Raw genomic sequence first — 20,312 nt, 5'->3', positions numbered from 1 at the left:
TGATCCGCCGCCTGATCGCCCGCCGCTGGTATGAGGGCGAAGGTATCGACCCGGACACCGAACCCGTGGAGATCACCTCCTCCGCACCACCCGGGCCGACCGTGCTGCCCGAACGCCCCGTGTGCCGGGTGCTCGGCGTCGACGTGCCCCTGAGCGGCGGTAGGGTCACGCTGCTCGCCCTGGACGAGGCGTTCGGAAACCAGCGCCTGGCCACCCTGGCCGGCGAGGTCACAGCGGAAGTGCGCCAGATCGGCGATGCGGCCGGTCTGCAGGCCCAGGCAGCCGAGTATGCGACGGCGATTCCCGCCTTCGACACCCGCACCCGGGCCCATTTCGCCGGTGCCAGGCTTAACGAGATCAGCGCCCTGCTCAATCAGGTCAGCTCGGCCCGCACGCTGGCGCGCAGCGTTGCAGGCAGTTCCGTTGCAGGCGGATATGTGGGCGATCTGGACACGATCCTCGGTACCCATGTCGATACCCTCACCACTCTGCGCACAGACTATCAAGCCTGGCGCACTGCCAACCCCCGGGATGTGACCCTCAGCGAGTCCACGGAGCAGCGCGCCAACGAGGCTGCCGACACCCAACGACAGATGCTCAGGGAGGGGCACTACCTGGCCGCCGGAGCGTGGGGCCAGAGCGCCAACGCCAATGCCATGAGCCTGGCGCTCACCGATCTGTTCGGTGGCCGCACCCAGCGGGACATCGCCGAATCCTACGACCGGGGCGAGCTGTCCTTCGACGAGATGACGGACCTGCGCCACTGCGCCGCAGTGCGCTCCGCCGTGGTCGGCGCAGTCACGGTGGCGCTGATGGTGGCCACGGCCGGGATGGGCGCCGCGGTCGTGGGCGGGCTCGGTCTGGCAGCCGAGGGCACCCTGGCTTTCGGTGTGCTGGCAGGGGGCATCGAAGCCGGCACGGTTACCGTGGCCACCATGGGTTCCGAGCACCTTCTGACAGGCGCCCGGGATTTCGACAACCCCGCAGCCCAGCAGATCTGGCGTCGCGGCGCCTATACGCCGGAACAGTACCTGATTGGCTTTGGCATGGGCTTCGGCATTGGCGGCGCCATGGGCGGTGGTGCGCATTTTCTGCGGGGCACCGCCGGCGCCGGCTCGGAGCTCGCCCTCTCGGAGCAGGGCTATCTCGGCCTTCCGGCCTATGAAACGCCGGGACCATGGGCCCCGGTCCGTCGCCCCCCGGCGCTCAGCGCGGGCGACACCCCCCTTGCACTGCCCCGCAGCGAACCCGGCAGGGCACCGTTTGACGTGCTGGATGTGCTCGACGATGCAGCCACAGGCACCCGCACAGTACGCATCCGCCTGGACACTGGCGAGCTCGTCACCATGGTCGGGCACGGCGAGAGCGGCATGGGCTACATCCTGCGCGGCAACGGCGAGATGCTCAGCGTGGTCAATGGCGAAGTGATCGGCACGACACGCGGCCTGCTCGGGCCAGGCGGTGGCGCGGCCGCCGCCGAGGGCGCCGCCGCCCCGACGCCGCTGGTTTTCGCGGGCCCGGGCGGACCGATCCGCCTGCCCGCGTCCACACCCATGCTGCAACTCCCCGAGCGTGCCACCTCGGCGCCTGGGGGGCCGTCAGCAATGGAACTGTGGGGCGATACACGCTGGGCCAGCTACGGCGGCAACTGGGTAATGCGCGACTCGGTGACGGGCAGCCGGCAAGCCATCTGGCAGTTCGACGAACAGATGGTTGCGGCACGCCAGGGCGCAACGCCCGCCGAAAGCCAGGTGCGCTACTCCCTCAGCGCCCCCGAAACCTTCAGCGGACGCGGCAGACCTCAAAACGAGGTCATTCCCGATGTCGTCCAGACGGGCCGCCTCGGTCCGATGCCCCAGGAAGGGCCGCTCCTGACCGAAGTGAAGCACCGCGACTATCTCATCCCGGGCCTGGAAACCATGCAGGCCATGGACACCGCCGGCTCGCTGCAGCGCATGTACCGGGCCGCCGGCATCGAGGCCACCATCAATTCAGCCGCTACCGACGCAACGCTTCAGGTCGTCACCAGCCAGAACCTGACTGCCCAGACCCACAATCTGATCATGCGCGAGTTCAGCCGCTGGCTACTGCGGCAGGGCGTTCCCAACAGCGAGGTGATGAAAATCCTCGGACGCATCCGTTTCTCGACAGTCCGGCCCTACCAGATTCGGGGCGGAACGGTGATCATGGAACCATGACTCCCGCCGCCCCCTTTTTCGCACACCACCAACTCGCCCTTGTCGGCGAAAGCCCGGCGGGCATCCGCTCGGCAACCTTGCTGGAGGGCATCGACGCTCTGCTGCGCCACTGTGGTCTGGTACCCGAACGCTACCGCCCCGTACGGCACGATGAGACCGTAGCGGAGGGTCGGTGGGTCTTCGGCTTGGAGCAGACCCTGGCAGCCATTGGCGTCGCGGGCGACGTCCATGCCCTCGATGGCGGCCCCCCCAGGCTTACGCCCGACGCACTGGCAGCAGCAATTGCAGACCCCCAGGTGGTCGAGCTTCGCACCGGAGGCGCCGGCTGGGCACTTGCGCTCCCCCTCCGCCCCGGCCCCCTGCTGGGTGTATCGACAACCCGCGACCTGCCCGCCCACCGTCTGCCCGAACTGCTGAGCGGCGTGCTGGAAGCCAGTCAGGCCGACTGGGCCATGGCCGACGCCCCCACGGCAGTTGCGGCGGCCTTCACCGGCCATTCACATCAAGCAGCCGCAACGGAGATGCCAGCACCTCCCCTGGGCGCGTTCAACTGGCGCTGCGTCGACTGGATCACCGACCAGGCCCTGCAGCAGGCAGATTTACCCACCGGCACCACCTGGGCCCGCGCCTTCAGCGGCGCCAGCGTCATCCAGCTCGATGCTGCCACCCCCGAGGCGCGGGCCGCCCTGGAGGCTGCGCTTCCCGCTCTGACCAGGCCCTGGTCGCGCCCGGCACTGCAGGCCTGGCACCCAGACGGAGCCCCGGCACGGCCCGTGCGCCCCGCAAGCCCCGCACTGCTTGCCCGGCAGCAGTATCTGGCGAGTATGGTCGAGGCCCACTACGGCATCGCTCCCGGGCAGCGCACGCTTCACCACGCCCTCGCACAGCACTGGGCAGGCAGCCCCCGAGACCCCAGACAAGACGAAGCCTTATCGGCCTTTGTGGGGGAAGCGGCGGTGTGCCGCGGCGGACACTGGCACCGCATCATGGACCCCATGATCGGCTTTCCCTATACGCTCATCGTGATCTTCGACGAAGGCCGCAGCTTCAATCCCCTCGCGGCAATCCATGCGTGGCGTCAGGGCAGCACTAACCCCTTCGCGGTGCTGGAGGCTCTCCTGGCCGGCGGCTGACAGGAGGCAGTCCATGCCCGGCAACGCCAGCATCGGCGCCCACTCGCCCGCGAACCCTCCAGCCAGCGGGGCCGCCTCAGAAAAAGAACACCCGCTTCACTTCACCTATCGAATGCCCCCGCCATGGAAGCCCGAGCTTCCACCAATACCGGCCTTGAGTCGGCTTCAGTGAGAGCCACTAGAATAAGCGAACCAGACAGGCGCGCCAAAGCCACCCATCACCGCAGGCGATGCAGGCCCGGCGTCGGCCGGGCCGCCACCTCGCTGGCGGCGTCGTAGGCGGCCTGGGCGGCCAGCACGGCGTCCATGTTGCGCTCGGCCCAGTGGGCCAGGGCCGACACGGTGTCGGTGAGGGTGTCACCCAGGGGCGTCAACGAATACTCCACTGTGACCGGCACCGTGGCGAACACCGCCCGGGCGATCAGCCCGTCCCGCTCCAGCTTGCGCAGGGTCTCCGACAGCACCTTGGGGGTGATGCGCATGATGTCCCGCTTGAGGCTGTTGAAGCGCACCGGCCCGTCCTTCAGGCGGTCGAGGATCAGCAGCGCCCATTTGTCAGCCAGCCGGTCCAGTACCAGGCGGGTCGGACAGCGGTCCTGATAAACATCGTAGGGCAATTCCAGCGTGCTCATTCGCTCTCCAGTGGCAGTTTCTTCCAGGTAACCAGCTTACGTCGGGGTGCCTTCTTCCGCATCGCACCTGCTACCGAGACAATACACCTGGTTTCCAAAACATACTAAGGAGTAAGAAACATGAGCAAGAAGATTCTGGTTCTCGGCGCGGGTGGCAATGTTGGGCGTCCGCTGGTGAAGGCATTGATCGCCCGCGGCGAAAGCGTGAAAGCCGCCACCCGCAGTGGGGGTGGCGTGGAAGGAGCGGAAGGCGTGGCCTTTGATTACGCCGACCATTCCACCTTCGACGCGGCCTTCGCCGATGTGGACCGGGCCTATGTGATGCTTCCCACCGGCTACGTGACCATCAGCGCCCTGCTCCTGCCCGTGGTTCAGGGCCTCGCAGCCCGCGGTGTGAAGATCGTCTTTCAGAGCGTGTTCGGCGTGGATGCGGATGATTCCATCCCCTACCGCCAGGTGGAACTGGCCGTGGAAGCCGCGGGGGTGCCTTTTGTGATCCTGCGGCCCAACTGGTTTGCGGACAACTTCCATACCTTCTGGCACGGGGGCATCCAGCAGGGCGGCATCAGCCTGCCGGCAGGCCAGGGCAAATCGAGCTTCATTGACGTGCGGGACATTGCCGAGAGCGCCGCGGCCGCCCTCACCCGCCCGGACTTCGACGGCCAGGCCTTCAACCTGACCGGCCCGCAAGCCCTGAGCTACGCCGAGGCCGCCACTGTGCTGGGCCAGGTGATCGGTCGGCCCGTGGCCTACCAGGCCATCGATGACGCCAGCTTCATCGCCACGCTGACCGCCCATGGGGTGCCGGACGAGTACGCACACTTCCTCGCATCGATCTTCCACCCGGTCCGGGAAGGCTGGACGGCACCCGTGAGCAATGCGGTGCTCACTCTGACCGGTCATCCGGCCCGCAGCCTGCAGACCTACGCCCTGGACCACGCAGCCTGCTGGACAGCGTAATCCAGAACCAGGGAAGCGAACTTCCGGTGGGGCTTCCTCATCCCCACCTGCCTTGTTCGCTTCCCTCGCCTTTCCTCACAGCGAATCCAGGAGCTTCATGAAGTTCCGCTTGCGCTTCCACGTCAGCCGAATGTCCGCCAACTCGTCCCGGAACACGCCCGACTGCTTGTGTGCCACCCGCAGTAAGCGGATTTTGTTGACGATGGCAAAGGCCCCCCTGTAGTCGGAGCCACCTTCAACCCTTTGCGGCAGCAGACGTTTGTAGAGCGCTATCGCCTCCTCATGGTTCGTCTTGCCACGCGCATCAGCCACGGGCTCCCACAGGCCAGCATCGACTTTCCCGCCGCCGAATGCATCCCACATGGCCTCGACATTGCTTTCCCGCAGAAAGATCGAAACGATGTCGCCCCGGCGAGGTTTGCTCCATGGACTGCGGCGAAGGCCACTATCGGCGGCTTCCTCTTCGGCAACCTTTCGCCACAGGAAATCGAGCGCCCGCCTGTGCAGCTCCGCCTCGTGCCCCGTAAGCCCCGCCACTTCCATCAACTCGAAGAATGGAGCACAGCCAGGGGCTTGCTCGAAGCGTTGCCAGGCCAGTTGCTCCACCTCGGCGTGCCGCCCCAGCGCAAACTGCAGCTCAATGGCAAGGCTCAGCAGCTTGTCATTGCGCTCATTCGGAAACGCCGCGATTCCCTGTTCGATCCAGCGCAGGGCCTCTTCTTTGCGTTCCTGCTCCCGAAACAGACCTGCCAGTGTCAGGAAGTGCGACGGCGAAGACAGATTCTTGGCCTCGATGGCCACCAGCAGTCCGAAATCATCCATGTTGCGGGCGATATCCCTCATCGCCGACTCCACCCGGAAGCGTCGCGTGCTCCAGGCGCTACGATAGTGCTCCGGGCCCAGGGTCGGCAGAGCCAGCCAGTCGTGCTCGACCCGCTGCCGATATTCAGCCAGCCCTTCCTCACCGAGCGCTTCGGCGTAATCCGGGAGCACCTCTTGAAAGGTGTCCCATTCTCCGTTCATCTGAAAACCATACAGACGCCCAGCCAAGGCGACGGGATCGGGGCGCAATACCTTGCAGGCCGCCAGATGAATCTTGCGCAGCTCAAATATCGCCGTCATCACCTCGGCGTCGGAGTCATCAATGTGCGGCAAGGCCGCTTCGGCGAGCGCGATAGCCTCCTCGATCACGTCGACGAGCTCCGGCGGACCACCAGCGATTTGCTGTAACAGCAAATCCGCAAGGTCTTCCAGGCGATTGGCGTAGTTTCCAGCCTCCGGATATTCAATGCAGCCTTTGGTGCGGGTGGCCTGCTTGATCACCTCACGCAAGGCAGAAAGTCCGGGGCTTCCGGCTACGGTTGCAGCCATCAGCAGCTTGTCGCGCAGCGCCTCGTCGCGCCGGGAGGCATCGAGGACGAGCTTGCGCAATGCCACCGCGTCCAGCCCCTGCAGATAGGCCTCTATCCGCCCCTCATCGGATTGCCAGTCATTCTTCGCTGCCATCAATCGATCAATGCCTTCAAGAAGGCATCCGCCCTGGATGCCGAATTTGATGGGTCTGGAAGGTGAACGCGCTGTTTAGCACCTTCGTCAGCAGGGTACTTCCTCACGGACTCTGCCAAGGATGCCACAAACAAAAAAGCCACTCTTTCGAGTGGCTTTTTTGCGGGATTGGTGGTCGGGGAAAGAGGATTCGAACCTCCGGCCCCTGCGTCCCGAACGCAGTGCTCTACCAGGCTGAGCTATTCCCCGACGCTTTCTTTACCAGGTCAGCGGTGTCTTGCTAACCTTCAAAACTAAACAGCCGCACATTATATTGTAGATTCGACGTTTTGTGAAGCTTTTTTGAATCACGTCGAACTTCAATACTTCCGTGCGACTGCGAACTTTGACAATTCTATCAAGGAATCCTTGAAAATGGAAGCCGGAAGCGCTTCCAGCGCATTCAAAGCGAGTTCCGCCTCGGCTTCTGCCACCTTTCGGGTCGCTTCGATGGCGCCGGTAGCACGAATTGCCTCCAGAACTGCCGGAAAATCGTCACGACCACCGTTTTCGATGGCGGTACGCACGCAAGCTGCGTGTTCCGGGCTGCCGTGCTTCATGGCATGGATCAGGGGCAAGGTCGGCTTGCCTTCGGCCAGATCGTCGCCGATGTGTTTGCCGGTATCGGCCTCGTCACCCGAATAATCGAGGACGTCGTCGATCAACTGGAAGGCCGTTCCGATATGCATGCCGAAGGCGGCAAGCTGGTCTTCCACCGCTTCCCCCGCACCACCCAGGATGCCACCCAGCCGGGCCGCTGCCTCAAAGAGCTTGGCGGTCTTGTAGCGGATGACCCGCAGATAGTCGTCAATCTCGACATCGGCGTTGTGACAGTTGAGCAGCTGCAGGACTTCGCCTTCGGCAATCACGTTGGTGGCGTCGGCAAGGACGCGCATGACCTTCATGTTGTCGGCACCGACCATCATCTGGAAAGCACGCGAATAGAGGAAGTCACCGACCAGCACCGAGGCGGCGTTGCCGAACATGGCGTTGGCCGTCTTGTTTCCGCGCCGCAACTCGGATTCGTCGACGACGTCGTCGTGGAGAAGGGTCGCGGTGTGGATGAACTCCACCACCGCCGCCAGCTCGCGGTGATAGCTGCCCGAATAGCCGGCAGCGCCAGCCGTGAACAGCACCATGGCGGGACGCAGGCGCTTGCCGCCGCTGCCGATGATGTACTCGGCCACCTGGCGGATGAGAACCACGTCGGAGTAGAGACGATCCCGGATGACGGCATCGAGCGCCTTCATATCTTCGGCGATCGGCGCGTAAAGCTGCGAGAGAGACAAGGCAATGCCCAGCGTAGAAAAAACGCGATGGTAGGGGCCGACTGCAATCCCGTCAAGCCGGCACGGTCAATGCAATTTAACGAAATGGGGCTTCGCTATCGAGGACGTACAGCAAATCGGGCCGGTCGGAGAAAAGACCGCAGACACCCCAGTCCACAAGGCGCCGGGCGACCTCCTGCGTATTGACGGTATAGACCATTACCCGAAGCCCGGCGGAGATGATCGCCTGCACATGCTCAGCCTCCAGCCCCGACAGGCCCATGTTGACTGAAACGCAGCCCAGTTGCTGCGCGACAACCAGGGCGTCCGGGGAATATTTTTCGACCAGCAAAGCCCTGGGCACCCCCGGGGCCTGCTGCACTGCTGCCTGCAAAGCCTCTGCAGAGAAGGACGACAGCAGCACTTCAGGACATGCATCACCAGGCACGGCCTGGAGCAGCGCGCCGACGACGTGGCCCGTTTCGGCCTCGAAACCGGCAGCCGGCTTGATCTCGACATTGGCTGCCAGCCCCAGGTGACGGCAGGTGGCAAGGGCGGCTTCGAGGGTAGGGATCATCTCGCCAACAAAAGCCGGATGAAACTGCCGCCCCACGTCGGTCGCCAAAAGTTGCGCGTCGCCCAGCCCCGAAACGACGCCCGGAAGCCCGGCGGTCCGCATCAGGGTCTCGTCGTGAATCAGCACCGGGGTCTTGTCGCGGGACAGCATCACGTCGAATTCGACAGCCCGACAACCCAGCCGGGCGGCAAGCATCAGCCCGGCTAGGGTGTTCTCCGGTGCGTGGGCGCCGCCGCAGCGATGGGCCAGCAGCAACGGCCACGACCAGCCGGACATGGAACGATCAGTCCAGCTGACGGGAACGGGCCACCGCTGTGTCGAGGGCCAGCTTGGAGGGCTTGCGGTCCTCCCAGACCGATTCCAGCTCTTCCTCGACGATCCTGCGCACGGCAGCGCGCTGGGGATAGGCACTGGCCTTGCTGATGGCGGTGACCTTCTTGTTGGTGAGCTGCTGGACACCGACATGGATGTTGAGCAGATCCGCAGCCAGCAGACGACTCTCGGACGCCAGCAGGCCTGCCTGATTAAGCGGCAGGTAGCCGGCATTACGCTGCCACTCAACCTGACTCTCGGCGGTCAACATGAAACTGATGAAGCGCGCCACAGCCTTGTACTCTGCCGGGCTCTTGCCGGCGCCGATCCACATCGCCGGACCATCGGCGAGCGTGTTCTGGGGCGCGCCGTAGTAATCTTCGTGGTAAGGCAGGCTCGACACACCGACCTCGAAGGCTGCCTGGCGCTTGAGGGTCGGCCAGGCGCCGGAGGGCGCGGTCAACACGGCACATTCGCCCTTGGCGAAACGCTCGGTAGCCTCGTCTTCCCGGCCGAAGAGGTGGAGGTAGCGGGCCTTGACCCATGAGGACAGCATGGCCACATGCTTGACTTCCAGCATGCCATTGATGGCAAGAGAGGCCTTCTTGCCTTCGGTGACCACCGGTTCGTTGTGCCAGGCGCTCATGTTCTCGACAAGGATCCATGCCGGCTGGGCGGTGGTGTAGGGGCAGGCCTGACCGGCTGCCACCAGCTTGCCGAGATCGGCCTGCAGCCCTTGCCAAGTCTTGGGTGCGACTTCGGGATCAAGGCCGGCTTCGCGGAAGGCCTGCTTGTTGTAGAACAACACCGGGGTGGACAGGGCCACAGGCAGGGCAATGAGACGGTTGGCGCTGTCAATCGGGGTCGGGGTCATCATCGCCGGAGCACGCAGTGTCTCGAAGCGCTGGCCGGCCTCCTTCATGACCTGGTACAGAGGACGGTAGCGTTGCGGGCCCGCGAAAAAGCCCGCCAGATCGCGCTCGCCCAGAATCATCAGATGCGGCAGGCTACCATCATTCCAGGCACGGTCCTGGAGTACGACCCGGGCGCTGGGGTTGGCCAGGTTGTAGCGGTCCACCAGCTTCTGCAACTGGGCACCTTTATCAGCACCGAGGGTATGCACCAGCTCGATATCCTTGACGGCAACCGGAGCCGCAGCTGTCGCTGCCGGTTTGGCAGCGGGCTTCTTGGGTGCCGCCATGGCGTGGGTTGAAAAAAGGGTGGCGATGGCAACGCACAGGGCGCCGCGATTCAACATGGTCATGGGGATCCTGTCCACGGACATAAGAAGATAAATCAGCCCTTAATTATAAGGAGAACGACGCCCGAACAGCACGGCAGATTTGCCGGTCCGGATTCAAGTCGGAAGCACCGGGGCCGTAGACCCTTCATAGCAATTCCGCTCCCTGCGCCATGACTAAACCGCCCCTTCGCTTCATGCTTGCCCTGGCCACCTGTGCCGCCGTGACAGGGGGCTGCGAACAGCTTGGCATCCCGGATCCGGCCAAGGTGAGTGCTCAAGCGGAAGCCGAAGGCAAGGCCATCGGTAGCGCCTGTCGTCATGCCGGGCGGGCCATAGAAGACTGCTACACGCTCAACATCACGGCCTCAAAGGCTGCGGTGTTTGCGGGCTGGAAAGAAATGAACGACTACATGGCGGAGAACAAGATCACGGAAGTCGTGCCCTTGCTCCCCCCGCCTCCGCCTCCAGCCGCTCCGTCATCCAAGAAAAAGAAAACGGCAAACCACAGCAGCACCGAAACCGGCGAGGAAAGATCATCCTCGGCCGAGGGCGACAACCAAGCGGAAGCTGATTCCCCGGTAAAGACCGAAACCGACACGCCCACCGAATCCGAAACGCGCAAAAGGCGCAAGCCCAGGGAGTAAGCCTCCTGGTGAGCGTCAGGATGCCCCGGCCCCCACCAGCATATTCCGATGCGACTCCCACCAGGCAAGGAACTGCTCCACGGGCATGGCCGGTGCATATAGATACCCCTGAGCCCGGTCACAGCCCATCTCATTGAGCACCGCCTCGGTGGCTACGTCCTCGACCCCTTCAGCCACCACTTCCAGACCAAATGTGTGGGCCACACGTACCATCAACTCGACGATGGCGCGATCATTGTCGGTGACGGTGATGCGTTCGACAAAAGACTTGTCAAGCTTCAGCTCATCCACGGGCAGGCGCCGCAAGTAATCCATGGACGAATAGCCCGTCCCGAAATCGTCCAGAGCCAGACGCCCTCCCCCTGCACGCAGGGCATCGAGGTTGCGAACGGACATACCGTCCCGCGACACAAGGCCACCCTCGGTCAGTTCGAAGCACATGCGTGACTCAGGCACTCGCCAGGTTTCGCAGGTCTGCCGTATGAAGAGCGGCAACTCCGGATCTTTCAGATCGTCAGCCATGAGATTCACCGAAACCGACACCTCACATCCGGCCGCTGCCAGCGTGGCCAGCACCTGCCCGGCTTGCTGAATGACCCAGCGCGACAGCTCCGCCATAAGGCCGATGCGCTCCAGCACCTGCAGGATGTCGGGTGGCGACGCGAACCCCTGCCCTTCTCGCCGCCAGCGCAGCAGAGCCTCGGCGCCGACTAGCCGGCGGGACGGCAGGGCGACCTGGGGTTGCAGATAGAGCTGAAATTGGCGGGTCTCCAGGGCTCGAGCCACTTCCGATTCGAACCCCGCGTCGCCATGGCTTCGCGCCGCCGTTTCCGGACAATACAAGTCGAAGGCCTGGCCGGACGCCTTGGCAGCCACCTGCGCCGCACGGGCTGCATGCACCAGGCCGAGGGGGTCGGTGGCATGCTCCGGCGCCCATGCCCCGCCAGCGTGGAAACGCCCCCGCTGCCCGGGAAAATTGTTGCCCCGCAGAACCTCGCAAGCATCCACCAGCTTGCTGCCGGCCAGGGACACCTGGGCCGGATGCTGCAGATCCGGCAGGATGACAGCCCATTGATCATCGCCGAGGGCACACAGGGTGTCGTTGGAACGCAGAACTGCCCGCATCGCATCCGACAGGGCCAACCGCAAGTGGTCGCGCTCGTCCATGGCCAACACATCCACAGACCGCCCCCATTCGATATCGAGCACCAGCAGCCCTACCGCCTCTCCGTCAGCAGCACGAGCCAGGCCTTCCGCCAACAAGGTCAGGAAACGCCGTCGGTTGGGGATGCCGAGGACCGCATCACCATCCTCGGCATTGAGCCGGAAGGTCTGTTCATGGTCGATGGACACCTCGCACAGTAGTCCGCCCAGACACCAGCCCAAGCGCACGAGAGCCGACAAGATGTCGAGCTCCAGTCGATGAACCATGGCCCGATCGCTGAACAGATGCAGTTGGCAGGAGGTCATCAGGGCCTCGATGGCGATGAAGGGAAATTCCGCCACCGCCCCGCCCAGATAGCACTCGGACCACAGATTCACCAGCCCGGCCAGCCAGCCGGGGGTGAAGTCCCACTCAGTGATTTTTGCCAGCTCGACACAGAAAGCCCTCAAGGAGGGCTCCACTCCGGCCACCGCCTCGCCAAGATCGAAGCGGGCCAGCAGCGCCTCCTCCAACTCGCCGGCGCGGATGATCCGCCCGAAGGCACGCACCGCAGCCTGCTCCCCCTGTCCGACGCCGTAGCGCAGCAGGAGACGGGCGAGGGCATCCTCGTCGATGACCGGATGGGGGGAGCGCACCAGATGCGATGCGGGTGTATTCATGCGAGATAAAAAGCCGACGGATCGACCCCGAAGGCACCAGGCGGCAATGCCCGGACGATCTCGTAGGGTTCGCCAGTGGCACAGGAAGGGTCGTAGAGGAGATCCAGGGTCTGGGGATAGGCGTTGGGCTTCTTGTCAGGACCGAGCAGGATCATCACCCGGGGCTTGAGGCGACGGATCCGGTTCTGGGACACCACCACCGCAACCTCGCCGGAATTGAGTTCAATCAGGGTACCCACCGGGTAGAGCCCGATGCACTGGACGAACTGATCCACCGTACTGATCGAAAAACGCTTGCCTCGCAGCGCCCTGACTGCGTCAAGAGCATCCTGGGAACTCACCGCCACCCCATATGAGCGTTCCCGGGTCATGGCGCAGTAAACGTCGCAAATGCCCGCGATTTCCGCCATAAGACCCAGATCATCCCCCTTCAGGCCGGCCGGGTAACCGCTACCGTCGAGCCGCTCGTGGTGGCGGGCGATGATATCCATCATCTGGGGTGTGGCGTGGGGGCAGGCGGCAAGAATATGCAGCGAGAAATCCACATGGGTCTTGAAGATCTCGTACTCGCGGGGCGACAGGACGCCAGTCTTTTGGAGCAGGCGCTGGGGCAGGCGCAGCTTGCCGATATCCTGCAGCACCCCGGCCATCCCCAGGGTCGTGATGGACTCCTCACCAAGTCCCAGGGCCCGACCAAAGATCATCACGTGGGCAGCGACGTCGAGGGAGTGGTCATAGCTGTACTGGTCGGTCTTCTTGAGGCGCAGCAACCAAAGCAAGGCGTCCGGATTGCGGACGACGCTCAGCACCATTTCAGACACCACGCCACGCAAGCGCTCGAGATCGGGGGTCAGATTGCTCTGAACGTCTCTGGCGATCTCCGCCAACAAGCCTTGCACTCGGGCCACCACCGGCAACGCGTTGACGATCTCCTCGTCCAGCGAGGTGCTTGGCTCGACAAAGCTCATACCCGCCGGCCCGGATACCCCCGAGCCCGCCTCTCCCCCCGCCCGCCCAGCGGAGCGGGCGGAGCGCTCATCGTAGATGGTTATCAGCGGCAGCCTGGCAGAAGGAGCCGACCCGCGCCTTTCGGGGAGGCCCTCGCCGGCACCCTGCCCGCGTGGATCACCCGCCTCCGGATAGCGCCGGAACCAGGGTGCAGCCTGATCCTCGTCACCCTCTCCCCGGCAGCCGGCCGATTCAACCCTCAGGCCGCGGAGTGACTTGAGCAAAGCGAAGAAATCCAGTGGCTGACGTCGCTGCCCGGGCTTGACCACGAAGGCGCCCAGCGCAGCCGGCTGACGCTCCGCGGCAGTGCCGACAGGCTCCGCCGGCGCACTGCGCCAGGCCTCCCCCACCGAACGAGCCCGATCAACGTACACAAATCTGCACACCTGCCGGATCTGCAGCAGCGTCGCTTCATCCTCGATCAGGAAACCCTGCATCATGAAAGGCGACTCAAGCCACGGACGATCAAGCTCCGACACAAACATGCCCGCACGCAGGTCTTGCGCCGCCACGATTTCCTTCAACACACCCTCCGTCCAAGCATTTCAGCTCCGCAACACTTCACCGCAGTCGCCCTGGATTTACGGCGCGGGGTTGGGAAACTGGAGATGAACCGCCTCAATCTCCCCCAGTACCCTGGCATCCAGGCACCGCACACAGGCATCGAGATTGGCTTCGAGCTGCGCGATGGTGGTCGCCCCCACGATCACACTGCCCACAAAGGGCTGGGAGGCGACAAAACCGATAGCCAACTCGGTCGGTGTCATCCCGTACTGGCTTGCCAGGTCAACATACGCCGCCACGGCGGGCTGCACACAGGGCTTGTCATAGCGCTGCCCGAAACCTGGAAACAGCGAAATCCGCCCCGGGGCCGCGGGGTTGTCAAGGTACTTGCCAGTCAGGTGCCCGAAGCCCAGCACCGAATACGGCAGCAGGCTGACCTTCTCGCGAAAGCACACCTCGGCCATGGATTGTTCGAACACCCGGTTGAGCAGACTGTAGGCGTTCTGCACGGACACGACCCGGGGCAGCCCCAGCATGTCGGCCACCCGCAGAAAGGACATCAGGCCCCAGGGGTGCTCATTGGACAAACCCACGTAGCGGATCTTCCCCTCCGTCACCAGCTCGGCAAGGGCTGCGAGCTGCTCCTCGATGGGGGTCGCCGGCCGCTCGCCTTCCGGGTCGAAACGCCACTGACCGAACATGGGCTGATTACGGGCCGGCCAGTGGAGTTGGTACAGGTCGATATAATCGGTACCCAACCTGGTAAGGCTGGCCTCGACAGCCGCACGGATGTTGGCCCGGTCGAGGGAGGCCGGACCACCGCGGACCCACGCCATGTTGCGCCCCGGCCCTGCCACCTTGGTGGCCAGCACCACACTGTCCCGGGGGCGCCCGCGCAGCCACGACCCGATGATGGATTCGGTGTGGCCGTAGGTGTCGGCGCGGGCCGGCACCGGGTACATCTCGGCGGCGTCAATGAAATTCACGCCCCTTGCAAACGCCGCATCCAGCTGTGCATGCGCCTCTGCCTCCGAGTTCTGCTGGCCGAAGGTCATCGTTCCCAGGCAGACAGACGACACCCGCAGATCGCTGGCACCAAGATTACGGAACTCCATAAGTACCCTCCAGATCGCAAAAAAACTGCCACACAGCCCGACGCCGCCAACCGGCAACGTGTGCCCCGGGCAGAAAAGCGGCGAGCCGCGATCGGGTATCATGCCCCCCGCAGCCAAACGCCGCATCGCACGTCAGCACGGGCGAGCAAGCCCTTGCCCAGATTCTACACATCCACCATCGCCTTCAGCCCCCCCAACCCATGCAGCCCGCCCCTACGCCCTGCCTTTCCATTGGCATTCTCGTCCAGTGCCGCCCCGGGTTCGAGCCCGATGCCAGCCTTGAACTTCAGGCTGCGGCCCGCACTGCGCGTCTGGAAGGGGGCACGGTCGACGTAGCCAACAGTGGTTTCACCCTGTTTCAATTGAATACCCCCATCCCCCACGACGTGCTACGGCGGCGCTTCGACCTGTCCCGCCTGATCTTCTCGCGGCAGACCTGCCAGCTCGTCGGCAACCTGGACGATCTTCCCGAGAAGGATCGCCTGAGCCCCCTCATGAGCACCATCATCGCTTTGGGAGAGCGCTTCTCCGCGCTGCTGCTCGAAACCCCCGACACCAACGACGGCAAGCAGCAGTCCGGTTTCCTGCGTCGTTTCGGCCCCTTGCTTGAAGAAGCCCTCACCCAGGCCGGGCTGCTGCGCACCGACTCACCCCATCTGCCGCGCCTGCATGTCTTCCTGGCCAGCCCGAAACGGGCCATGCTGGGTATCAGCCTGGCCAGCGAAGGCTCGTCCTGGCCCATGGGCATTCCCCGGCTGCGCATGCCCAAGGACGCTCCCAGTCGCTCCACCCTGAAACTGGCCGAGGCCATCTCCGACCTGCTCACTGAAGACGAACAACGCGCCACCCTGCGCCCGGGCCTGCAGGCCGTCGATCTGGGGGCATCCCCCGGCGGCTGGACCTGGCAGCTGGTGAGCCGCGGCCTGCGGGTCACCGCCATCGACAACGGCCCGATGGCTCCGTCGGTGGTGGCCACCGGCCTGCTCGAACACCTGCGGGTGGATGGCTTTACCTGGAAGCCACGCAAGCAGGTGGAATGGATGGTCTGCGACATGGTCGAGCAGCCTTCCCGCATCGCCCCGTTGATGGCCGAGTGGGTGGCCAGCGGGCGCTGCCGACGCAGCATCTTCAACCTCAAACTGCCCATGAAGCGGCGCTTCGACGAGGTGGAACGCTGCCGCGCCCTGATTGACCAGCGCATGCGTGCGGGCAACATCAAATACACCTTGAGAATCAAGCATCTCTACCACGACCGCGAAGAGGTCACCTGCTATCTCACGCGGCGTTGACGACATCCCGATGTATAATGCTGGACTACTCAAATGGTGCAGTGCACTAAGCACCGCACCGCGATCGTGATCACATCCATGTCGTTTTCCGAACTCGGACTCATTCCTGAAATCCTGCGGGCCGTCACCGAAGCCGGCTACACCGAACCGACCCCCATCCAGCGCCAGGCGATTCCCGTCGTGCTGGCCGGGCATGACGTCATGGGCGGCGCCCAGACTGGCACAGGCAAGACCGCCGGCTTCACCCTGCCGCTGCTCAATCGCCTGGCACGTCACGCCAGCAGTTCGACCAGCCCTGCCCGGCACCCCGTACGTGCGCTGATTCTGGCGCCGACGCGGGAACTGGCCATGCAGGTGTATGAATCCGTAAAGATGTACTCGAAGCATCTTCCCCTGCGCTCCACCTGCATCTACGGCGGCGTCGACATGAACCCGCAGATCCAGGAGCTGCGCCGTGGTATCGAGATCGTCGTTGCCACGCCGGGCCGCCTGCTCGACCACGTCCAGCAGAAGACCATCGCCCTTGGCCAGGTCGAATTCCTGATCCTCGATGAAGCCGACCGCATGCTCGACATGGGCTTCATCCCCGACATCCGGCGCATCCTCGCCCTGCTGCCGGCCGCCCGGCAGAGCCTGCTGTTCTCCGCCACTTTCTCCGACGAGATCAAGAAGCTCGCCGATCAGATGCTGAAGAACCCGCAGCTGATCGAGGTGGCCCGCCGCAACATGGTCAGCGAGACCATCACCCACGTTGTTCACCCGGTATCCAGCGGCCTCAAGCGCAACCTGCTGGCCCACATCGTGCGTCACGAAGACGAAACCAACCAGGTGCTGGTCTTCGTGGACACCAAGTTCGCCTGCAGCCGCCTGGCTCACTTCCTGGAGCGCCACGGCATCTCGGCCGACTCCATCCACGGCGACAAGAGCCAGCAGGCCCGCACCGAGACCCTCGAAAACTTCAAGTCCGGCAAGGTCCGCGTGCTGGTGGCCACCGACGTGGCCGCCCGGGGCCTCGACATCGAGGATCTGCCCTCGGTGATCAACTTCGAGCTGCCCCACACCGCCGAAGACTACGTCCACCGCATCGGCCGCACCGGCCGCGCCGGAAAGTCGGGCAAGGCCGTGTCCCTGGTCAGCTCCGAAGAAAAGCACCGCCTCGCCGACATCCAGAAACTCATCAAACTCGAGATCAAGCAGGAGATCGTGCCCGGCTACGACCCCGAGCCTGACTTCTTCGATGCCGATGGCAGCCGCCGCCGGCGCAGCGCCCCGTCATCCCGGCCGGCCGACGGTGCTGCTGCAGCACAGGGTGGCGAGCGCAAGCGTGGTGAGCGGAGTGAACGCCGCCCCGAACGTGGCGACCGGCCGGAGCGCACCGAACGCGAACGCAGCCCCCAGCGCAGCCGCCAACCCTCGCACATCGCCGCTGACGGCTTTGACTTCAGCAAGCCCTACCAGCAGAAGGACGGTGCCGTACCGGCTGGCAGCGGAAGCAACGGTGACGAAGCCACCGCTCCCCAGAAGAGCCAGCGCCCGATCGCCTTCCTGCTGGGTGGGCTGGGTCGCAAGCACTGAGTGCAATACGAACCCGTAGCAAGGCTCCCCTACTCAATTCAGAGTATTAACGAATTCTGATAGTCTTCTCTCCGGAGTTTATAAAAAGGAGGAGAGAAGAATGCAAGGGTATTTTTTTGCGGCTGGTCTGACGCTGTTGATGGCCTTGCCCGCAGCGGTGCAAGCTGCAGATCTGAAACGCGCCGAGGAGATCGTCGGTGGTCGCTGCTTCCTGTGTCATGGCATGGAAGGTGAGGCCGCATCGGCCCTGTATCCACGGCTGGCCGGCCAGCATGCCGATTACATCGTCAAACAACTGTCCGACTTCAAGACCGGCAAACGCAAGAGCGACACCATGTCCGGCATGGTGGGCGACCTGAGCCCCGAGGAAATGAAAGCCCTCGGCAGCTTCTTTGAACAGAAAAGACCCAGCCATACCAGCACTACCGACGCCGAACTGGCCGCGGTGGGACGCTACATCTTCACCAAGGGCAACCAATACTCTGGGGTAGCCTCATGCACCTCCTGCCACGGCTCCAAAGGCTATGGCACGCCGCTGCTGCCCCGCCTGGCCGGCCAGCAGCCCCTCTATCTGGAAAACCAGCTCAAACAGTTCAACACCCGAGAACGCAACAACGACAACGCGGTGATGCACTCCATCGCCTCAAGGCTCACCGAGCTGGAAGTCAAGGCCGTATCGAGCTACATCTCCACCCTGGAGTGATCCTGCCCGATTAAAAACGGGGCCACCCAAACAGCGGCCCCGTCTTCATCTGCAAGCCCAGGTCAGACCAGCATGTCAGCCCAGATGTTGCGCGCCCAGGCCAGCGCGTACTTGCCTTCCAGCTCGTTCGCGGCGGCCGACACGCCGCCGGCCCCTGCCACCGGCATCACCGTCTTCTTGGCTGCGTCGTACTGATGCACCGAGGCCACGTGGATGACGTTCTTTGAATCCACGAAGCTATAGCAGGTGTTCATCACCAAGGGCGCAGGGCTTGGCGCCTCGCCTGCCAGCAGGTTGAGAATGGCTGCCGCAGTGACCTTGGCATGCTGGTTAGCCATGTGACCCGACTTGGGCATGGTCGGCGCCGGGAAGATTGCATCACCGATCACATGCACCCCGGCTGTGTTGACCGACTCGAAACTCAGCCAGTCGACATCCACCCACCGGTTGTTGATCAGCTTGAGGCCCGACTTGGCGGCCACGTCACCAGCCCGCTGGGGCGGCACCACGTTGAGCACGTCAGCCTTGACCTTGTCGAACTCCAGAACCGCAATCCGGCTAGCCACGTCCACCTCGCGCAGCTCGCTGTTGGGGCGGTACTCGAGAATACCCTTGTACTTCTCGAATGCTTTGGTAAACAAGCCCTTCTTCGAGGTGATCTCCTCGTTGGCATCCAGCACCAACACCTTGGATTTCGGCTTGGCCTTCTGCAGATAGTTGGCCACCAGGCAGGCCCGTTCGTAGGGTCCGGGGGGGCAGCGATAGGGCGCCTTTGGGATGGTCAGGGCGTAGACGCCGCCGTCCTGCATGCTTTCCAGCTGCTTGCGCAGGGCCGCCGTCTGCGGGCCAGCCTTCCAGGCATGCAGCACGGAGTCGCGGGCCGCCTCACTCTCCAGCCCCGGCACCTGGTCGTACATGAACTCGACGCCCGGCGACAGCACCAGCCGATCATAGGACAGCACCCCACCCGAGGCCAGCGTCACCTTGCGGGCTGCCGCATCCACCGCGGTCACGGTGTCCTGCAGCACCTTCACGCCCCAAGTGTTGCGCAGGCCATCGTAGCTCAGGGTGATGTCGGACATCTGCTTGTCACCGCTGATCACCAGGTTGGATATCGGGCAGGAAATGAACTGCGGGTTACGCTCCACAAGGGTCACATCCACGCCCTGCTGGCTCCACATGCGCAGGTATTTGGCCACCGTGGCACCACCAAAGCCGCCCCCTACCACCACCACATGGCCCCGGGCCTTCGACCCAATGGTGCAGCCCGACAGCCCGGGCAGAGCAACCGACCCGCCGGCAAGGGCCGCGCCCTTCAAAAACTCACGTCGATCCCACATCCTGCGCTCCCTCACTTGCGGGTGGCGAAATACTCCGCCACCAGTTCGAGTTGTGCCTCGGTATAGCCCTTGGATATCTGATGCATGATCGTGGCCGGTTTGGCCCCCGAACGGAAATCCATCAGCTTCTGCAACAGCTTGGCCTTGTCGGTGCCTGCCAGGGCCTCGGCCCCGGAGCCGGCCACAGCCTTGCCGTCGGTGCCATGGCAGTTGGCGCAGGTAGCGGCCAGATTTCGGGCCAGGTTGGGGTCCGCCTTGACCTCGGCCTGGGCTGTGCCCAGGACACCGAACAGCCCGACGGCCAACATCCATCGAAACAGCTTCATACATCTCCTCCTTGGTTCCGCCGGAGCGGTGAGCAATGGGTGCTTCCTGCGTATTGTTCTCCTGAGCAGCTTGCCACAGCAAGCCGCCATGGCCGTCGATGTGCGGCCTTTTTGAG

Annotated in this window: 17 protein-coding genes and 1 tRNA gene; 7 read left to right on the top strand and 11 right to left on the bottom strand. The window is 64.0% G+C overall.

Annotation, left to right across the window (positions count from 1 at the left end; genetic code table 11):
* Both PHI64_RS18260 and PHI64_RS18255 read left to right on the top strand, forming a co-directional pair.
* The coding region (locus PHI64_RS18260; RefSeq protein WP_299885858.1) for a hypothetical protein at window positions 1–2,198 on the top strand (2,198 nt) is incomplete at its 5' end.
* Entirely contained in the window at window positions 2,195–3,331 is a 1,137-nt protein-coding gene (locus PHI64_RS18255; protein WP_299885855.1) for a hypothetical protein, read from the top strand. The genes PHI64_RS18260 and PHI64_RS18255, both read left to right, overlap by 4 nt.
* Window positions 3,332–3,549: 218 nt before the next feature.
* On the opposite strand, the gene PHI64_RS18250 is transcribed toward PHI64_RS18255, so the two are convergent.
* The gene (locus PHI64_RS18250) at window positions 3,550–3,963 is read right to left on the bottom strand and encodes a helix-turn-helix domain-containing protein (protein WP_299885853.1); all 414 of its coding nucleotides are present in this window, start codon (window positions 3,961–3,963) and stop codon (window positions 3,550–3,552) included.
* Window positions 3,964–4,083: 120 nt separating this feature from the next.
* On the opposite strand from PHI64_RS18250, the gene PHI64_RS18245 reads away from it, so the two are divergent.
* Entirely contained in the window at window positions 4,084–4,923 is an 840-nt protein-coding gene (locus PHI64_RS18245; protein ID WP_299885851.1) for an SDR family oxidoreductase, read from the top strand.
* 75 nt (window positions 4,924–4,998) lie between these two features.
* On the opposite strand, the gene PHI64_RS18240 is transcribed toward PHI64_RS18245, so the two are convergent.
* The 5 genes from PHI64_RS18240 to PHI64_RS18220 form a co-directional block, all read right to left on the bottom strand.
* Complete coding sequence (locus PHI64_RS18240; protein ID WP_299885848.1) at window positions 4,999–6,429, bottom strand: DUF6880 family protein; 1,431 nt, start codon at window positions 6,427–6,429, stop codon at window positions 4,999–5,001.
* Between the two features lie 172 nt (window positions 6,430–6,601).
* Window positions 6,602–6,678 (bottom strand) — tRNA-Pro (locus tag PHI64_RS18235).
* A 110-nt stretch (window positions 6,679–6,788) separates the two neighbouring features.
* Complete coding sequence (locus tag PHI64_RS18230; RefSeq protein ID WP_299885845.1) at window positions 6,789–7,718, bottom strand: polyprenyl synthetase family protein; 930 nt, start codon at window positions 7,716–7,718, stop codon at window positions 6,789–6,791.
* 115 nt (window positions 7,719–7,833) lie between these two features.
* Complete coding sequence (gene ugpQ, locus PHI64_RS18225) at window positions 7,834–8,589, bottom strand: glycerophosphodiester phosphodiesterase (protein WP_299885842.1); 756 nt, start codon at window positions 8,587–8,589, stop codon at window positions 7,834–7,836.
* 7 nt (window positions 8,590–8,596) lie between these two features.
* On the bottom strand, window positions 8,597–9,889 hold the full coding sequence (locus tag PHI64_RS18220; protein ID WP_299885840.1) for an extracellular solute-binding protein: 1,293 nt from the start codon (window positions 9,887–9,889) through the stop codon (window positions 8,597–8,599).
* A 149-nt stretch (window positions 9,890–10,038) separates the two neighbouring features.
* Here PHI64_RS18220 and PHI64_RS23630 point away from each other — a divergent pair, with 149 nt between their 5' ends.
* A complete protein-coding gene (locus PHI64_RS23630; protein ID WP_366945216.1) occupies window positions 10,039–10,512 on the top strand; it encodes a hypothetical protein in 474 nt (157 codons plus the stop codon).
* Between the two features lie 15 nt (window positions 10,513–10,527).
* Here PHI64_RS23630 and PHI64_RS18210 read toward each other — a convergent pair whose 3' ends face one another.
* Genes PHI64_RS18210 through PHI64_RS18200 form a run of 3 tightly spaced genes read right to left on the bottom strand, consistent with a single transcriptional unit; the run spans window position 10,528 to window position 14,963 of the window.
* Window positions 10,528–12,336 carry a bifunctional diguanylate cyclase/phosphodiesterase gene (locus PHI64_RS18210; RefSeq protein WP_299885837.1) on the bottom strand — a complete coding sequence of 603 codons (1,809 nt, stop codon included), beginning with the start codon at window positions 12,334–12,336 and terminating at the stop codon, window positions 10,528–10,530.
* Window positions 12,333–13,868 (bottom strand): HD-GYP domain-containing protein, encoded by a 1,536-nt coding sequence (locus PHI64_RS18205; protein ID WP_299885834.1) that lies wholly within the window; start codon window positions 13,866–13,868, stop codon window positions 12,333–12,335. Before PHI64_RS18205 ends, PHI64_RS18210 begins: the two co-directional genes overlap by 4 nt.
* A 57-nt stretch (window positions 13,869–13,925) precedes the next feature.
* Window positions 13,926–14,963: an aldo/keto reductase gene (locus tag PHI64_RS18200; protein WP_299885831.1), complete on the bottom strand. Its 1,038-nt coding sequence runs from the start codon at window positions 14,961–14,963 to the stop codon at window positions 13,926–13,928.
* A 200-nt stretch (window positions 14,964–15,163) separates the two neighbouring features.
* Between PHI64_RS18200 and rlmM the strand changes: the two genes are divergently transcribed.
* From rlmM to PHI64_RS18185, 3 genes are all read left to right on the top strand, one after another.
* Entirely contained in the window at window positions 15,164–16,252 is a 1,089-nt protein-coding gene (rlmM, locus tag PHI64_RS18195) for a 23S rRNA (cytidine(2498)-2'-O)-methyltransferase RlmM (protein ID WP_299885828.1), read from the top strand.
* A gap of 78 nt (window positions 16,253–16,330) precedes the next feature.
* The gene (locus PHI64_RS18190; protein WP_299885861.1) at window positions 16,331–17,827 is read left to right on the top strand and encodes a DEAD/DEAH box helicase; all 1,497 of its coding nucleotides are present in this window, start codon (window positions 16,331–16,333) and stop codon (window positions 17,825–17,827) included.
* A 100-nt stretch (window positions 17,828–17,927) separates the two neighbouring features.
* Window positions 17,928–18,530 (top strand): c-type cytochrome, encoded by a 603-nt coding sequence (locus PHI64_RS18185; RefSeq protein ID WP_299885825.1) that lies wholly within the window; start codon window positions 17,928–17,930, stop codon window positions 18,528–18,530.
* Window positions 18,531–18,592: 62 nt separating this feature from the next.
* On the opposite strand, the gene PHI64_RS18180 is transcribed toward PHI64_RS18185, so the two are convergent.
* Together PHI64_RS18180 and PHI64_RS18175 are read right to left on the bottom strand one after the other, a co-directional pair.
* A complete protein-coding gene (locus tag PHI64_RS18180) occupies window positions 18,593–19,870 on the bottom strand; it encodes an NAD(P)/FAD-dependent oxidoreductase (protein ID WP_299885822.1) in 1,278 nt (425 codons plus the stop codon).
* An 11-nt stretch (window positions 19,871–19,881) separates the two neighbouring features.
* Window positions 19,882–20,196 carry a cytochrome C gene (locus PHI64_RS18175; RefSeq protein ID WP_299885819.1) on the bottom strand — a complete coding sequence of 105 codons (315 nt, stop codon included), beginning with the start codon at window positions 20,194–20,196 and terminating at the stop codon, window positions 19,882–19,884.
* Window positions 20,197–20,312: the final 116 nt, after the last annotated feature.

Source organism: Zoogloea sp. (genome assembly GCF_028689785.1).
Lineage (GTDB): Bacteria > Pseudomonadota > Gammaproteobacteria > Burkholderiales > Rhodocyclaceae > Zoogloea.
This window is presented reverse-complemented; position numbering and strand designations above follow the sequence as displayed.

Coding starts and splice junctions, on each gene's coding strand:
- PHI64_RS18255 (WP_299885855.1), top strand. CDS start 2,195: ATGACTCCCGCCGCCCCCTTTTTCGCACACCACCAACTCGCCCTTGTC.
- PHI64_RS18250 (WP_299885853.1), bottom strand. CDS start 3,963: ATGAGCACGCTGGAATTGCCCTACGATGTTTATCAGGACCGCTGTCCG.
- PHI64_RS18245 (WP_299885851.1), top strand. CDS start 4,084: ATGAGCAAGAAGATTCTGGTTCTCGGCGCGGGTGGCAATGTTGGGCGT.
- PHI64_RS18240 (WP_299885848.1), bottom strand. CDS start 6,429: ATGGCAGCGAAGAATGACTGGCAATCCGATGAGGGGCGGATAGAGGCC.
- PHI64_RS18230 (WP_299885845.1), bottom strand. CDS start 7,718: ATGAAGGCGCTCGATGCCGTCATCCGGGATCGTCTCTACTCCGACGTG.
- ugpQ (WP_299885842.1), bottom strand. CDS start 8,589: ATGTCCGGCTGGTCGTGGCCGTTGCTGCTGGCCCATCGCTGCGGCGGC.
- PHI64_RS18220 (WP_299885840.1), bottom strand. CDS start 9,889: ATGACCATGTTGAATCGCGGCGCCCTGTGCGTTGCCATCGCCACCCTT.
- PHI64_RS23630 (WP_366945216.1), top strand. CDS start 10,039: ATGACTAAACCGCCCCTTCGCTTCATGCTTGCCCTGGCCACCTGTGCC.
- PHI64_RS18210 (WP_299885837.1), bottom strand. CDS start 12,336: ATGAATACACCCGCATCGCATCTGGTGCGCTCCCCCCATCCGGTCATC.
- PHI64_RS18200 (WP_299885831.1), bottom strand. CDS start 14,963: ATGGAGTTCCGTAATCTTGGTGCCAGCGATCTGCGGGTGTCGTCTGTC.
- rlmM (WP_299885828.1), top strand. CDS start 15,164: ATGCAGCCCGCCCCTACGCCCTGCCTTTCCATTGGCATTCTCGTCCAG.
- PHI64_RS18190 (WP_299885861.1), top strand. CDS start 16,331: ATGTCGTTTTCCGAACTCGGACTCATTCCTGAAATCCTGCGGGCCGTC.
- PHI64_RS18185 (WP_299885825.1), top strand. CDS start 17,928: ATGCAAGGGTATTTTTTTGCGGCTGGTCTGACGCTGTTGATGGCCTTG.
- PHI64_RS18180 (WP_299885822.1), bottom strand. CDS start 19,870: ATGTGGGATCGACGTGAGTTTTTGAAGGGCGCGGCCCTTGCCGGCGGG.
- PHI64_RS18175 (WP_299885819.1), bottom strand. CDS start 20,196: ATGAAGCTGTTTCGATGGATGTTGGCCGTCGGGCTGTTCGGTGTCCTG.